General features: G+C 66.6%; 13 protein-coding genes. 8 read left to right on the top strand and 5 right to left on the bottom strand.

Annotated features, from left to right (window positions below; all coding sequences use genetic code 11):
* Nucleotides 1-23 precede the first annotated feature (23 nt).
* Together rho and trxA are read right to left on the bottom strand one after the other, a co-directional pair.
* Entirely contained in the window at nt 24-1,799 is a 1,776-nt protein-coding gene (rho, locus tag HUT07_RS18210; protein WP_176022095.1) for a transcription termination factor Rho, read from the bottom strand.
* A 229-nt stretch (nt 1,800-2,028) separates the two neighbouring features.
* Entirely contained in the window at nt 2,029-2,358 is a 330-nt protein-coding gene (gene trxA / locus HUT07_RS18205) for a thioredoxin (RefSeq protein WP_025878607.1), read from the bottom strand.
* A 511-nt stretch (nt 2,359-2,869) separates the two neighbouring features.
* On the opposite strand from trxA, the gene rhlB reads away from it, so the two are divergent.
* From rhlB to HUT07_RS18170, 7 genes are all read left to right on the top strand, one after another.
* Nucleotides 2,870-4,597 carry an ATP-dependent RNA helicase RhlB gene (rhlB, locus tag HUT07_RS18200; protein WP_176022094.1) on the top strand — a complete coding sequence of 576 codons (1,728 nt, stop codon included), beginning with the start codon at nt 2,870-2,872 and terminating at the stop codon, nt 4,595-4,597.
* A gap of 154 nt (nt 4,598-4,751) precedes the next feature.
* Nucleotides 4,752-5,438 carry a cell division ATP-binding protein FtsE gene (ftsE, locus tag HUT07_RS18195; RefSeq protein ID WP_176022093.1) on the top strand — a complete coding sequence of 229 codons (687 nt, stop codon included), beginning with the start codon at nt 4,752-4,754 and terminating at the stop codon, nt 5,436-5,438.
* Between the two features lie 2 nt (nt 5,439-5,440).
* Nucleotides 5,441-6,388, top strand: a complete 948-nt coding sequence (gene ftsX, locus HUT07_RS18190; protein ID WP_176022092.1) for a permease-like cell division protein FtsX — start codon at nt 5,441-5,443, stop codon at nt 6,386-6,388.
* Between the two features lie 7 nt (nt 6,389-6,395).
* Nucleotides 6,396-7,238, top strand: a complete 843-nt coding sequence (locus HUT07_RS18185) for a response regulator (protein ID WP_176022091.1) — start codon at nt 6,396-6,398, stop codon at nt 7,236-7,238.
* Nucleotides 7,235-7,960 (top strand): uracil-DNA glycosylase, encoded by a 726-nt coding sequence (ung, locus tag HUT07_RS18180; RefSeq protein ID WP_176022090.1) that lies wholly within the window; start codon nt 7,235-7,237, stop codon nt 7,958-7,960. Before HUT07_RS18185 ends, ung begins: the two co-directional genes overlap by 4 nt.
* Before the next feature lie 254 nt (nt 7,961-8,214).
* Entirely contained in the window at nt 8,215-9,090 is an 876-nt protein-coding gene (rpoH, locus tag HUT07_RS18175; protein WP_176022089.1) for an RNA polymerase sigma factor RpoH, read from the top strand.
* 161 nt (nt 9,091-9,251) lie between these two features.
* Nucleotides 9,252-9,572, top strand: coding sequence for a hypothetical protein (locus tag HUT07_RS18170; protein ID WP_176022088.1), 321 nt, complete (start codon nt 9,252-9,254; stop codon nt 9,570-9,572).
* A 69-nt stretch (nt 9,573-9,641) separates the two neighbouring features.
* Here HUT07_RS18170 and purD read toward each other — a convergent pair whose 3' ends face one another.
* The 3 genes from purD to purH are packed head-to-tail and all read right to left on the bottom strand — an operon-like array spanning nt 9,642 to nt 13,463.
* Nucleotides 9,642-10,925, bottom strand: a complete 1,284-nt coding sequence (purD, locus tag HUT07_RS18165; RefSeq protein WP_176022087.1) for a phosphoribosylamine--glycine ligase — start codon at nt 10,923-10,925, stop codon at nt 9,642-9,644.
* A 58-nt stretch (nt 10,926-10,983) separates the two neighbouring features.
* Nucleotides 10,984-11,847, bottom strand: a complete 864-nt coding sequence (locus HUT07_RS18160; RefSeq protein ID WP_176022086.1) for a hypothetical protein — start codon at nt 11,845-11,847, stop codon at nt 10,984-10,986.
* A gap of 32 nt (nt 11,848-11,879) precedes the next feature.
* A complete protein-coding gene (gene purH, locus HUT07_RS18155; RefSeq protein ID WP_176022085.1) occupies nt 11,880-13,463 on the bottom strand; it encodes a bifunctional phosphoribosylaminoimidazolecarboxamide formyltransferase/IMP cyclohydrolase in 1,584 nt (527 codons plus the stop codon).
* Between the two features lie 204 nt (nt 13,464-13,667).
* Between purH and HUT07_RS18150 the strand changes: the two genes are divergently transcribed.
* On the top strand, nt 13,668-14,285 hold the full coding sequence (locus tag HUT07_RS18150) for a CDP-alcohol phosphatidyltransferase family protein (RefSeq protein ID WP_176022084.1): 618 nt from the start codon (nt 13,668-13,670) through the stop codon (nt 14,283-14,285).
* Nucleotides 14,286-14,292 lie beyond the last annotated feature (7 nt).

Here is a 14,292-nt window from a genome sequence, read left to right as displayed (position 1 = left end):
CGTAGTGCATCAATGCTGCGCGATCAGCGCTTCATCGAACCGAAGAACTCGTCGTTGGACTTGGTGTTCTTCATCTTGTCCAGCAGGAATTCCATTGCCGTCATTTCATCCATCGGATGCAGCAGCTTGCGCAGGATCCAGATCTTCTGCAGCAGCTCCGGCTCGATCAGCAGGTCTTCGCGACGGGTACCCGAACGGTTGATGTCGATGGCCGGGAACACACGCTTTTCAGCGATACGACGGCTCAGGTGCACTTCGCTGTTGCCGGTGCCCTTGAACTCTTCGTAGATCACCTCGTCCATCTTCGAGCCGGTATCGACCAGCGCGGTGGCGATGATGGTCAGGCTGCCGCCTTCTTCCACGTTGCGCGCGGCACCGAAGAAGCGCTTCGGGCGGTGCAGGGCGTTGGCGTCCACACCACCGGTCAGCACCTTGCCCGAGCTCGGCACGACGTTGTTGTAGGCACGTGCCAGGCGGGTGATCGAGTCGAGCAGGATCACCACGTCCTTCTTGTGCTCGACCAGGCGCTTGGCGCGCTCGATGACCATTTCGGCCACCTGCACGTGGCGCGCGGCCGGTTCGTCGAAGGTCGAGCTGATGACCTCGCCGCGCACGGTGCGCTGCATTTCGGTCACTTCTTCCGGGCGCTCGTCGATCAGCAGCACGATCAGGTGCACGTCCGGATGGTTGGTGGTGATGGCCGTGGCCACCTGCTGCATCATCATCGTCTTGCCGGCCTTCGGCTGGGAAACGATGAGCGAGCGCTGGCCCTTGCCCTGCGGTGCCATCAGGTCGAGGATGCGGCCGGTAATGTCTTCCGACGAACCGTTGCCGCGCTCCAGGGTGAAGCGACGACGCGGGAACAGGGGGGTCAGGTTCTCGAACAGCACCTTGTTCTTCGACGCTTCCAGCGGCTCACCGTTGATGGTGTCCACGATCGACAGCGCGAAGTAGCGCTCGCCGTCCTTCGGGAAGCGGATGCGGCCGGACAGATGGTCGCCGGTACGCAGGTTGAAGCGGCGGATCTGGCTGGGCGAGATGTAGGTGTCGTCCGGGCCGGCCAGGTAGCTGGCCTCGGCCGCGCGCAGGAAGCCGAAGCCGTCCGGCAGGATTTCCAGCACACCGTCGGCGGCAACGCCGTCGCCGTGGCGGGTCAGCACCTTCAGCAGCGCGAAGATCACGTCCTGCTTGCGGGCACGGGCCACACCTTCTGAAATCTGCAGCTGCTCTGCGATCTCCAGCAGCTTCTGGGCCGGCATGCGCTTGAGGTCGCTCAGCGAATAGACCGGGAAGCCTTCGGGCACGTTGGCGTGCGGACGCGGAACGAACGGCTGCTGTTCGCCGTTGTCGTTGGGCATGCCGTCGTCGCGGTAGCGGCCGTTGTTGCCACCACCACCACCACCACCGCCGTTGCGATCGCGATCACGACGGTTGCGGAAGCGGTCGCGGCGGTTGCCCTGACCCTGCTGGCCGCCCTGGTTGTAGGGGTTCTGGTTCTGGCCGCCGCCCTGGTTGTTCTGCTGCTGCGACTGCCGCGGCTGGCCGGATTCGCGGCCCTCGCCACCTTCGCCGCCGCCACTGCTGGCAGGGGCCTCGGTGGCAGGCGCGCTCGGCGCGGAAGGCGCTGCAGCTGCTGGCGCCGGCGCTTCGGGCGCGGCTGCCAACGGCAGGGCAGGCTGCGCCGGGGCGGCGCTGGTTTCGGCGGCGGCCGGAGCGGCAGCCTTGGTTACGCGGGCCTTGCGCACGCGCTTTTCGGCGGGCGCTTCAGCGCTACCGGTTTCGGGAGTGTTATCGGACAAGAGCGTTATTCCTCGCTTGAAGGTGCGAGCGCCCGGCTGGGGCGGCGAACGTTGGGAATGGGTCTGGAAGAAACTGCGTCCAGAAGATGCGGCACGCGAACGCGGCCGGATGTGCCGACACTATCATCGGCCTGCGGCGCCACGCAAGGGTCGCCGGGTACGGTATTCAGTCAGGCGCCGGGGCGCCCGCCCGGCAGCCGTTGGAAACGGCTGCCGGTAACCCGCAGGATCAGGCCAGGGCCTTGTCCAGCAGGCCGGCCAGCTGGGCCTTGCCAACGGCACCGATCTGCTCGCCCACTTTCTCGCCGTCCTTGAAGACGACCAGGTAGGGAATCGAACGCACGTGGTACTTGGCGGCCAGTGCGCGGTTGTTGTCCACGTTGACCTTGGCGATCTTGGCGCGGCCCTGGTAGGCATCAGCCAGTTCGTCCAGCGCCGGGGCGATCATCTTGCAGGGGCCACACCACTCGGCCCAGAAATCGACCAGCACCGGTTCCTTGGAATTCAGCACGGCGCTATCAAAGTCGGCATCGCCGACGTGTACAACCTTGTCGCTCATCTTGGTTTCTCGTCTTGGATTGCACCCGGCCAGGCCGGAGGTGGGTGAACTGGGCCATGCCCGGTGGCGTGACCCTCGTCGTTGCCTCGCGGCGGACTGCCACGGTGCGTTCGGCGGGATGCCTGGACGCTCACGGCCGGCAGTGTACCCCTATCGCAGGGCGGGGACAGGTGCTGGCTGGAACCCAGCGTATCGTGATCGGGGCCGAGCACGGTATGTGTCCGATTTCACTGTCCATGGCCGAAATGGGGGTGCTGGCGGGATAGACCATAGGGGCCGGTCACGCCGTTCAATCGCCGTACTGCGGCGTGAAGAAAGCGTCTCCTTGGTCCGTGAGACGACGGATTCCGGTTTGCCGGCCCGAGTGCGGTAAACTGGGGCATTGTGCGGCGCGCGGACCCGAGGGGTCCCGGCCAGCCCGACCCGCCGCAGGGGCCGCAGTTTGCGACGGAGCCCCAGACAGATTTCAGTGCCGCCGCCCGCAGGCGCGTGGCCATACCAAGACGGACACATGAGCGACAAACCGCTGACCGATTTGACCTTTTCCTCCTTTGATCTGCATCCGGCCCTGCAGGCCGGTCTTGAAGGAGCCGGATTCACCCGCTGCACGCCCATCCAGGCGCTGACCCTGCCGGTCGCGCTGCCCGGTGGTGACGTTGCCGGCCAGGCGCAGACCGGCACCGGCAAGACGCTGGCCTTCCTGGTCGCTGTCGTGAACCGCCTGCTGACGCGTCCGGCGCTGGCCGATCGCAAGCCGGAAGATCCGCGCGCGCTGATCCTGGCACCGACCCGCGAGCTGGCCATCCAGATCCACAAGGACGCGGTGAAGTTCGGTTCCGACCTCGGCCTGCGTTTCGCGCTGGTCTACGGCGGCGTGGATTACGACAAGCAGCGCGAACTGCTGCAGCAGGGCGTGGACGTGATCATCGCCACCCCCGGCCGCCTGATCGACTACGTCAAGCAGCACAAGGTGGTGTCGCTGCACGCCTGCGAGATCTGCGTGCTGGACGAAGCCGACCGCATGTTCGACCTGGGCTTCATCAAGGACATCCGCTTCCTGCTGCGTCGCATGCCGGAGCGCACCACCCGCCAGACCCTGCTGTTCAGCGCCACCTTGAGCCACCGCGTGCTCGAGCTGGCCTACGAGCACATGAACGAACCGCAGAAGCTGGTGGTTGAAGCCGAGACCATCACCGCCGCGCGCGTGCGCCAGCGCATCTACTTCCCGGCAGACGAAGAGAAGATCCCGCTGCTGCTGGGCCTGTTGTCGCGCAGCGAAGGCGCGCGCACCATGGTCTTCGTCAACACCAAGGTGTTCGTCGAGCGCGTGGCCCGTTCGCTGGAACGTGCCGGCTACCGTGTCGGCGTGCTGTCCGGCGACGTGCCGCAGAAGAAGCGCGAGAGCCTGCTCAACCGCTTCCAGAAGGGCCAGCTGGAAATCCTGGTGGCGACCGACGTGGCCGCCCGCGGCCTGCACATCGACGGCATCAAGTACGTCTACAACTACGACCTGCCGTTCGACGCCGAAGACTACGTGCACCGCATCGGCCGTACCGCCCGCCTGGGCGAGGAAGGCGATGCGATCAGCTTCGCCTGCGAGCGCTATGCGATGGGCCTGCCGGATATCGAGGCCTACATCGAACAGAAGATCCCGGTTGAAGCGGTCACCAGCGAGATCCTGACCTCGCTGCCGCGCCCGGAGCGTGCTGCCCCGGCACCGGGTGAGGAAGGCGACGAGAACGAAAGCGTCGGCCAGATCTTCCGCGAAGCACGCGAAGCGCGTGCCGCCGAGGAAGAGCGTCGTGGCGGCGGCCGCAGTGGCGGTCGTTCCGGCAGCGGTGCCGGCGCTGGGCGTGGTGGGCGCGATGGCGAGCGCAGCGGCGAACGCCGTCCGCGTGGCCCGCGCAAGCCGCGCGTGGAAGGCGAGCAGGTTGCTGCCGCAGCAGTCGACGGTGCAGTGGCCGCTGAAGCGGCTGCCGTGCGGGCCCCGCGCCCGCCCCGCGCTGACGCTGCGCCGGAAGGTGCAGTGGACGGCGAGCGCAAGCCGCGCAAGCGTCGTCGTCGTCGCCACGGCCGTCCGGTCGAGGGTGCCGAGGGTGTGGCGAGCAACGGCAACGGTGCCGCTCCGGTCACGCCGGTGCAGGTGGTGGCCAAGCCGGTGCGCACCAGCGCCGATGCCGGCGACTCGTTCCTGACCCGTATCGGCCGCAAGATCCGCCGGATGCTGTCGGGTAGCTGATCGGCGTGCCGACCAACGGTCGGCACCCACCAAACCGGACCGGTAGCACCCGACCGTTGGTCGGGTGGCCTTGAAAGGTGTGCCGACCAACGGTCGGCACCCACCAGCGCCCCGGCATCTCCACGCCGTCGCGCCGGTCCTGCATAATCGGGGCATGAGTGTCCTGCGCTTCGACAATGTCAGCAAACAGTACGCCGGTGGCCACGAAGCCCTGACCGATGTCAGCTTCGAGGTCGCGCCGGGCGAAATGCTGTTCGTCACCGGCCATTCCGGGGCGGGCAAGAGCACCCTGCTCAAGTTGATCCACCTCGACGAGCGGCCCAGCCGCGGCGCGGTGATGTTCGACGAGCGCAACCTGCTGAAGGTGCGTGGCGGCGATGTGCCGCGGCATCGACGCGCGGTCGGCGCGGTCTACCAGGACCATCGCCTGCTGATGGACCGCTCCATCGCCGAGAACGTGGCCCTGCCGCTGATCCTGCGCGGTACCCGCCGTAGTGACATCAACAAGCGCGTGCGTTCGGTGCTCGAGCGCATGGGCCTTGGCCATCGCGAGAAAGCGCTGCCCTCGCAGCTGTCGGCCGGTGAGCAGCAGCGCGTCGGCATTGCCCGTGCGATCGTCGGCGAGCCCAAGCTGCTGGTGGCCGATGAGCCGACCGGCAACCTCGACCCGACCCTGGCGGCGGAAATCATGTCCCTGTTCGCCGAGCTGCCCGCACGTGGCACCAGCGTGCTGGTGGTCAGCCATGACCTGCCGCTGCTGCGCCACATGCGCAAGCGCGTGCTGATCCTCGACCACGGCCGGCTGGTGGACGACATCTCGCCGCAGGATCTGGCGGAGTAACCATGGCCAAGAACGAAAACACCGAAGCCGCTGCGCCGTCGCGCCTGGGCGTATGGTTCCAGCATCACGTGCACAGCGTGGTATTCAGCCTTGGCCGCGCCTGCCGCAAACCGTGGGCGACGCTGTTGACCGTGATGGTCATGGCGCTGGCCCTGGCGCTGCCGCTGGGCCTGTCGATCGCGCTGGACAACCTCAAGCAGTTTGCCGGCAGCGTGCAGCAGTCGCGCGACATCAATGTGTTCCTGAAGGCCGACGTCGACGGTCCCGGTGCGCTGCGCCTGGCCGGTGAACTGCGCGATCGTCTCGACGTGGCCAGTGTCACCGTGCGCACACCGGAACAGGGGCTGGAGGAGCTGCGCCAGGCAGGACTCGGCGAAGCCATCGATGCACTCAACGACAACCCGTTGCCCTCGCTGCTGGTGATCACCCCGGGCCAGGGCCAGGACGATGCACGGCTGGCGCGCGCGCTGGAAAGCCTGCCCGGGGCAGACCTGGTCCAGCACGACGCGCTGTGGCGCCAGCGCCTGGATGCCTGGCTCGCCTTCGGCGCGCGGCTGGTGCAGGTGCTGTCGGTGCTGCTCGGCGTCGGCGCGGCGCTGGTGGTCGGCAACACCGTGCGCCTGGACATCCAGGCCCGCCGCGAGGAAATCGGCGTGCTGCAGCTGCTGGGCGCCAGCGATGGATTCATCCGTCGCCCGTTCCTGTACCTGGGCGCGTGGTACGGCCTGGGCGCCGGTGCGGTGGCGCTGGCCCTGATTGCTGCAGCCGGTGCCGCCCTGCGTGCGCCGCTGGCCGAACTGTCGCGCAGCTATGGCAGCCCGTTCGTGCTGCATGGCCTGGACCTGCTGCATGGCAGCCTGGTGCTGCTCGGCACCTTGGTGCTGGGCTGGCTGGGTGCCTGGCTGGTGACCGGTCACTTCCTCCGCCAGACCCGCCCGACCGACACTTGAGACCAGCATGCAACCGCAAGCGCTGAAGCACCTTGAAGGGCCCGCGACGCGGGTGATGGTGGTTGACGGTTCCAAGCTGGTGCGCAAGCTGATCGCCGACGTCCTGCAGCGCGATCTGCCGGGTGTGGAGGTGATCGGCTGCGACAGCATCGAAGACGCCCAGCATGCGCTGGCGCAGGGCCCGGTCGACCTGGTCACCACGTCGTTGACCCTGCGCGATGGCGACGGCCTGGCGCTGGCGCGGATGGTGCGCGAAGCGGCCCGGCAGGCCTATGTGCCGGTGATCGTGGTCTCTGGCGACGCCCAGCAGCATCTGGAGCAGCGCCGCTTCACCGAGTACGTCACCGACTACTTCGACAAGGCGCTGGGCCACGAGGCGCTGGCGACCTTCATCCGCGGCTATGTGCAGCCGCAGACCATTCCTGGCGCGACCATCCTCTACATCGAGGACAGCCGTGTAGTGGCCGAGGCGACCAAGCGCATGCTCGAGCGCCAGCAGCTCAACGTGATGCATGTGGTCAGCGCTGAAGAAGCGTTCACCCTGCTGACCGCCGAATCGCTGGGGCGCAGCCGCCATCGCATCGACCTGGTGCTGACCGACGTGACCCTCAAGGGGGAGCTGAGCGGCCGCGACGTGGTGCAGCGCGTGCGCGTGGACTTCGGTTACGGCAAGCGCCGCCTGCCGGTGCTGGTGATGACCGGCGATGGCAATCCGCACAACCAGACCGGCCTGCTGCAGGCGGGCGCCAACGACCTGGTGCTGAAGCCGATCGAAGAGCGCCTGCTGATCACCAAAGTGCTGTTCCAGCTGCGGCTGGCCCGACTGAATGATGGACCCCTGTTGCGATGATCGATGAAGTAGTGGACACCCCGGCGATCCAGCTGGAACCGAGCTGGAAACAGCGTGTTGGCGATTACCTGTTGCAGCCGCAGATGCGCGAGCTGTCCAGCTTCCTGCGGCAGCGCAAGGGCAGTGGTGCGGCGGTGTTCCCGCCCGGCCCGCAGATCTTCGCCGCGTTCGATGCCACTCCGTTTGATCAGGTGAAAGTGGTCATCCTCGGCCAGGACCCGTACCACGGCCGTGGCCAGGCCCATGGACTGAGCTTCTCGGTGCAGCCGGGCGTGCCGGTGCCGCCGTCGCTGTTGAACATCTACAAGGAAATCGAGGGTGACCTCGCCATCCCGCGCCCCGACCACGGCTGCCTGATTCCCTGGGCACAGCGCGGCGTGCTGCTGCTCAACGCGGTGCTGACGGTGGAAGAGGGCAAGGCCGGTGCCCATCAGGGGCGTGGATGGGAGGGCTTCACCGACCACGTGGTGGACGTGCTCAACCGCGAGCGCGAGGGCCTGGTGTTCATGCTCTGGGGGGCGTACGCGCAGCAGAAGGGCAAGGTGATCGATGGCGGTCGCCACCGCGTGCTGAAATCGCCGCATCCCTCGCCACTGTCGGCCCACCGTGGTTTCCTCGGCTGCCGCCATTTCTCGATGGCCAACGAGTACCTTCAGCGCCGCGGACAGACCCCGATCGACTGGTCGCTGCCGCCGCGGGCGTCGCTGGCGTCTTCGGACTGAACGGCGGGCAACGCTGCCCGGTGTTGAAAGGGCCAAACCCTCGCCTGTTCAGCTCCCTTTGACCCGGAATGGCCGTGTTTTCCGCGCTAGTAGGTTGAATTCCAAGGGATTGTGTATCCCGAAAAGCGCGCTCGCCACTGTCATCAAATCGCGTTACGGTAGGGCTCTGTTTGGGACCAGTGTTTCATCAGTGGAATGCTGGAACTTTTTCCTCCTTTAGCAGTCCAAATCCCGGACTGCTAAGATGGGTGCCTATGAGCCAGAACACCTCTACTGCCCTTGTGGCAAACAATCTGCCGATTCCCAGTGCGCTCGGTTCGCTGGACGCCTATATCGGTGCCGTGCACCAGATCCCGGTGCTGTCGGTCGATAACGAACAGGACCTGGCCCGTCGCTTCCGCGACGGCAATGATCTGGATGCTGCCCGTGAGCTGGTGCACTCGCACCTGCGCTTCGTGGTGCACGTGGCCCGCGGTTACAACGGCTACGGCCTTGCATTGGGCGATCTGATCCAGGAAGGCAACATTGGCCTGATGAAGGCGGTCAAGCGCTTCGACCCCGACATGGGCGTGCGCCTGGTGTCCTTCGCCGTGCATTGGATCCGTGCCGAGATGCACGAGTTCATCCTGAAGAACTGGCGCATCGTGAAGGTCGCCACGACCAAGGCGCAGCGCAAGCTGTTCTTCAACCTGCGCAAGTCGAAGAAGCGCTTGGGCTGGATGAACGCTGCCGAAGTCAGTGCGGTGGCCAAGGACCTGAACGTGTCCGAGCGCGAGGTGCTGGAAATGGAATCGCGCCTGTCCGGCCGCGATATCGGTTTCGATGCGCCGACCGATGAAGACAACGACCACGCGCCGCCATCGCCGGCCGCGTATCTGGTGGCCAATGACGAAGACCCGTCGCTGGCCTACGAGCGCGAAGACAGCGAAGACAACCAGATGCAGCTGCTGCGCGAAGGTCTGGCCGAGTTGGATGCCCGCTCGCGCGACATCATCCGTCGTCGCTGGCTGGACGCGGACAGCAAGGTGACGCTGCAGGAGCTGGCGGACGAGTACGGCGTGTCGGCCGAGCGCATCCGCCAGGTGGAAGCGAACGCGCTGAAGAAGATGAAGGCGCTGTTCACCGCCTAAGGTGGTGACGCGTTTGAGTGATGGAAAAGCCCGGCATTGCCGGGCTTTTTTTTGTCTGCTGGATCCACGCCATGCATGGATGTGCGCGATCCGGTGCACACTGTGGTCGGACGTCAAAGGCTGTGCGTGATCGGCGACGCAGTTCATGCAGAGAGATCGGAATGAGTTACGAGTACAGACTGGTGTTCGACCACGCATCGGTGGCGCGAAGGGTGATGCAGGTGTTGGCTGCGGACGCTGCCTGTGTCGGTCGGCAGGGGGCCGATCTCTGGTTGAAGGATCCAGGACTACACAGCGATGCTGACTACGACGTGCGGCTGACGTGCGAAGGCGAGTGCTCTCTGTGGCTGCAGGTCCAGCTCCGTTCCGACTATCTGCATGCACTCCTGCACGATGCGCTGGATGGAGCATCGGTGCTCTGTCATGAAGAGGGCAATGTCAGTGAAGCCGTAACGCTGCGCGCCGTATTTTGCATCCGGTGACAACGACCCGGTACTACCAGGTCGCTGCTTGCCGATAGATCCACGCCAAGCGTGGATTCAACGCGGGCCTCAGCCCTCCCGCGCGATCGCCCGCCAGCCGATATCGGTACGGTGGAACTCGTTGGCCCAGCTCACCTTCGCCACACCGGCATAGGCATTGGCCTGCGCGTCGCGCACGCTGTCGCCCAGCGCGGCCACGCACAGCACGCGGCCGCCGGCGCTGAGCACCTGGCCCTGCGCGTCCAGCGTGGTGCCGGCATGGAACACCTTGGCGCTGGCCGGCACATCACCCAGGCCGGAAATCACATCACCGGTGATCGGCGCTTCCGGATAAGGCTTGGCCGCCATCACCACGCCCAGCGACGGGCGTGCATCCCACTGTGCCTCGATCTGGTCCAGGAGACCGTCGATCGCTGCCTCCACCAGGTCCACCAGGTCGGACTGCAGGCGCAGCATCACCGGCTGCGTTTCCGGGTCGCCGAAGCGCACGTTGAACTCGATCACCTTCGGCGCGCCGCTGGCATCGATCATCAGGCCGGCGTAGAGGAAGCCGGTGAACGGAATGCCGTCGGCGATCATGCCCTGCACTGTCGGGTTGACCACCTCGCGCATCACCCGCGCGTGCACTTCAGGGGTCACCACCGGGGCCGGCGAGTACGCACCCATGCCACCGGTGTTCGGGCCGGTGTCGCCGTCGCCGACGCGCTTGTGATCCTGCGAGGTGGCCATCGGCAGTGCATGCACGCCGTCGACCATCGAAATGAAGCTGGCTTCCTCGCCGTCGAGGAATTCCTCGATCACCACGCGCGCGCCGGCATCGCCGAACGCGTTGCCCGAGAGCATGTCGCGTACCGCGTCTTCGGCTTCGGCCAGGGTCATCGCTACGATCACGCCCTTGCCGGCGGCCAGGCCGTCGGCCTTGACCACGATCGGGGCGCCCTTCTCGCGGATGTACGCCAGCGCGGCGTCCACTTCGGTGTGCACCGCATAGAACGCGGTGGGGATGTTGTGGCGCGCAAGGAAGTCCTTGGCGTAGGCCTTGCTGCCTTCCAGCTGGGCGGCGGCGGCGGTGGGCCCGAAGATGCGCAGGCCGGCGGCGCGGAAGCGGTCGACCACGCCGGCTACCAGCGGCACTTCCGGGCCGACCACGGTCAGCGCTACACCTTCGGCCTGGGCCAGGGCGAGCAGGCCATCGATGTCGGTGACCTTCACCGCGACGTTGCGGCACTTGTCTTCGTTGGCGGTGCCGGCATTGCCGGGCGCCACGAGCACTTCAGTGACACGGGAGGACTGGGCCAGCTTCCATGCCAGGGCGTGTTCGCGGCCGCCAGAGCCGATGACAAGAACGTTCATCACGAGATTCCAGATTGCGTGGGAAGGGAGGTGCCAGATCCCCGGCGTCGCGTGCGCGTCATTCGCAGCCTTCGCGTCGCAGTGATTCGGGGAAGGGGTAGGTCCAGGTTTTCGGATCGAGGCTGAAGCGGTGCTCCTGCCGCAGTTGCTTGCCGCCGCAGGTGCTGCCGGTTTCCTCGATCAGCAGCGGCCAGACGCGCGCGCTGCGGTCGCTGTCGTCGAAACGCAGCGCGAAGTCGATGCTGAAGCGACGGGTGCGGCAGTCCTCGGCAGTGTCGGGGTCGGCGGCCGCGTCGACGTTCTCGCATTCGTACTGGGCGTCGTTGTCGATGTGGCTGCGCACGTTGCCGGTGGCGGCCAACCCTCTCGGCCCCGGCAGAATGAGTGATTGCGAGAGCAGCGAGAAGCCCTGGCCGAACCAGCCATCTTCGACGCGGAAGCCGTAGAAGTCGCTGCCAGCGCGGATGATGCTGGCGCTGCCGGGCTGACCGCCACTGCCGAAGCGCTCGCCGGTCAGTTCACTTGCCACTTCGAAGCCTTCGCCCTTGGGATGCAGCACGAAGAAGTCGATCGTTCCCGGGTCGATGTGCGCGCCATCGGCCAGCGCACCGCATACCGCCAGCAGCTGCTGCCAGCTGTCGCCGGTCACCACCGGCTGCTCGGCGCAGACCTGCCAGTCCACGGGACGGGTTTCGCCCTCCTGGGTCCAGGTGCCGCGCCATTCACCCGACAGCTTGGCGTCCTTGCCGTAACGCTCGGTCAGGAACGCCTGCAACCGCGCGGTGCGGCTGACATGGGCGGTCGCTGCGCTGGGGGCCTCCTTTGCCGCATCTGCCTGAGGGGCAGGTGCGGGCTCGGCAGCCGGCTTGCAGCCGGACAGCAGGGCCGTGCCGATCAAGGCGAGCACGGCGAGCGGTTTCATAGAGACTGCAGACATCCGTGTCGCTCCAGTAATCAGTGGCGGAAGTGGCGAACGCCAGTGAACACCATCGCCAGGCCGTGCTCGTCGGCGGCGGCGATGACTTCGGCATCGCGCATCGAACCACCCGGCTGGATCACCGCCTTGATGCCGGCTGCAGCAGCGGCATCGATGCCGTCGCGGAACGGGAAGAACGCATCGGAAGCCATCACCGAACCTTCCACCACCAGGTTTGCATCGGCGGCCTTGATGCCGGCGATGCGCGCCGAGTACACGCGGCTCATCTGGCCGGCGCCGACACCGATGGTGCGGTTGTCCTTGGCATAGACGATCGCGTTGGACTTCACGAACTTGGCCACCTTCCAGGCGAACAGCAGGTCGGTGAACTGCTTGTCGGTCGGCGCCAGCTTGCTTACCACCTTCAGTTCGCCGCGGGTCATGCCGCGGTTATCCGACGATTGCAGCAGCAGGCCGGAGCCCACGCGCTTGTTGTCGAAGTTGTTGAGACCATCGCCGTGCGGGATGCGCAGCACGCGCACGTTGGCCTTCTTCTGTGCGTACTCCAGCGCGGCCGGCTCGTAATCCGGGGCGATCAGCACTTCAACGAACTGGCGGTCGAGGATGACCTGCGCGGTCGCAGCGTCGAGCGGCTTGTTGAAGGCGATGATGCCGCCGAAGGCGCTGGTCGGGTCGGTGGCGTAGGCCAGCTCGTAGGCATCGCCGTTGCCGGCGCCCACGGCCACACCGCACGGGTTGGCATGCTTGACGATGACGCAGGCCGGCGCATCGAACTGGCGCACGCATTCCCACGCCGCATCGGCATCGGCCAGGTTGTTGTAGCTCAGTTCCTTGCCCTGCAGCTGCTGGAAGGTGGCCAGCGTGCCCGGCACCGGGTACAGGTCGCGGTAGAACGCGCCGCTCTGGTGCGGGTTCTCGCCGTAGCGCAGGTCCATCACCTTCACGAAGGTGGAATTCATCTGCGCCGGGTACTCTGCACGCGCCGGCACGGCAGCGTCGGTGGCGGTGACGGCAGACAGGTAGTTGCTGATCGCCGCGTCGTATTGGGCCACGCGGTTGAACGCGGCCACCGAGAAGGCGAAGCGGGTACCGGCCGACAGCTGGCCGTCGTTGGCGTCCAGCGAGGCCAACAGTTCGGCGTACTGCGACGGGTCGGTGGCCACCGCCACGCGGGCGAAGTTCTTGGCCGCCGAGCGCAGCATCGCCGGACCGCCGATGTCGATGTTCTCCACCGCATCGGCGAGGGTGCAGTCGGCCTTGGCGGTGACCGCTTCGAACGGGTACAGGTTCAGCACCAGCAGGTCGATGGCACCGATGCCGTGCTCGGCCATCACCGCGTCATCCAGGCCGGAACGGCCCAGCAGGCCGCCATGCACCATCGGGTGCAGGGTCTTGACCCGGCCATCCATCATTTCCGGGAAGCCGGTGACGTCGGCCACATCCTTCACGGCCAGACCCGCATCGCGGATCGCCTTGGCGGTACCGCCGGTGGACAGCAGCTCCACGCCGCGTGTAGCCAGCGCGGTGGCCAGCTCGACCAGGCCGGTCTTGTCGGAAACGGAAAGGAGGGCCCGGCGGACGGGCAACAGATCAGCAGTCATGGGGACAGGGCAATCGGCAGCGGAGCGGGGTCGATATTGTAGGCGGTGGGGACCGGTGGCGGGGCCTGGACGCAGCAGATTCGCCGCCCGGACATGGCTGCCGCAGCGTCAGGCATCCTTGCCGGGACGCGGCAGACCTTGTCGGAACCGGCTGTCGATAGGGTAGGCTGTGCCCGCACTGCCAAGGATTAGCGGGTTCAGATCGTGTCGATCTATGCATTGAAAGGACGTTTCCAGGACCTGCTGCGTCCGGCCGTACACGGCCTGTACCGCATGGGGATCACGGCCAACACGGTGACCGTGGCAGCGGCCGTGGTCTCGCTGCTGGTGGCCGCCGCAGTCTGGTGCTGCGCCCCCACCCAGCCGCTGCTGTATCTGGCCCTGCCGCTGTGGATGCTGCTGCGCATGGCCCTCAACGCCGTGGACGGCATGCTGGCCCGCGAGTTCGGCCAGCAATCGCGGCTGGGTGCCTATCTGAACGAGTTGTGCGACGTGATCGCCGACGCGGCGCTGTACCTGAGCCTGCTCAGCGTGCCGGGCGTGCGTGCGGAGGCGCTGTGGCTGCTGGCCTGGGCCGCCGCACTGAGCGAGTACGCCGGCGTGCTGGGCCTGATGGTCGGCGCCAGCCGTCGCTATGACGGCCCGATGGGCAAGAGCGACCGCGCATTCGTGATCGGTGCGCTGGGCCTGCTGCTGGCGTTCGAGTGGGTTGGCGCGATGACGGTCACTGGCGTGGCTGCAGCCATGGCGGTGCTGTGCGTGCTGACAATGATCAACCGCGTCCGTCGCGGACTGCGGGAAGCGGCGGTTTCGCCGAATTAACCAAGCA

This window comes from Stenotrophomonas sp. NA06056 (genome assembly GCF_013364355.1).
In the GTDB taxonomy this organism is placed as follows: Bacteria; Pseudomonadota; Gammaproteobacteria; order Xanthomonadales; family Xanthomonadaceae; genus Stenotrophomonas.
The sequence above is the reverse complement of the archived record's forward strand: the minus strand, read 5'-3'. Positions and strand labels throughout refer to the sequence as shown.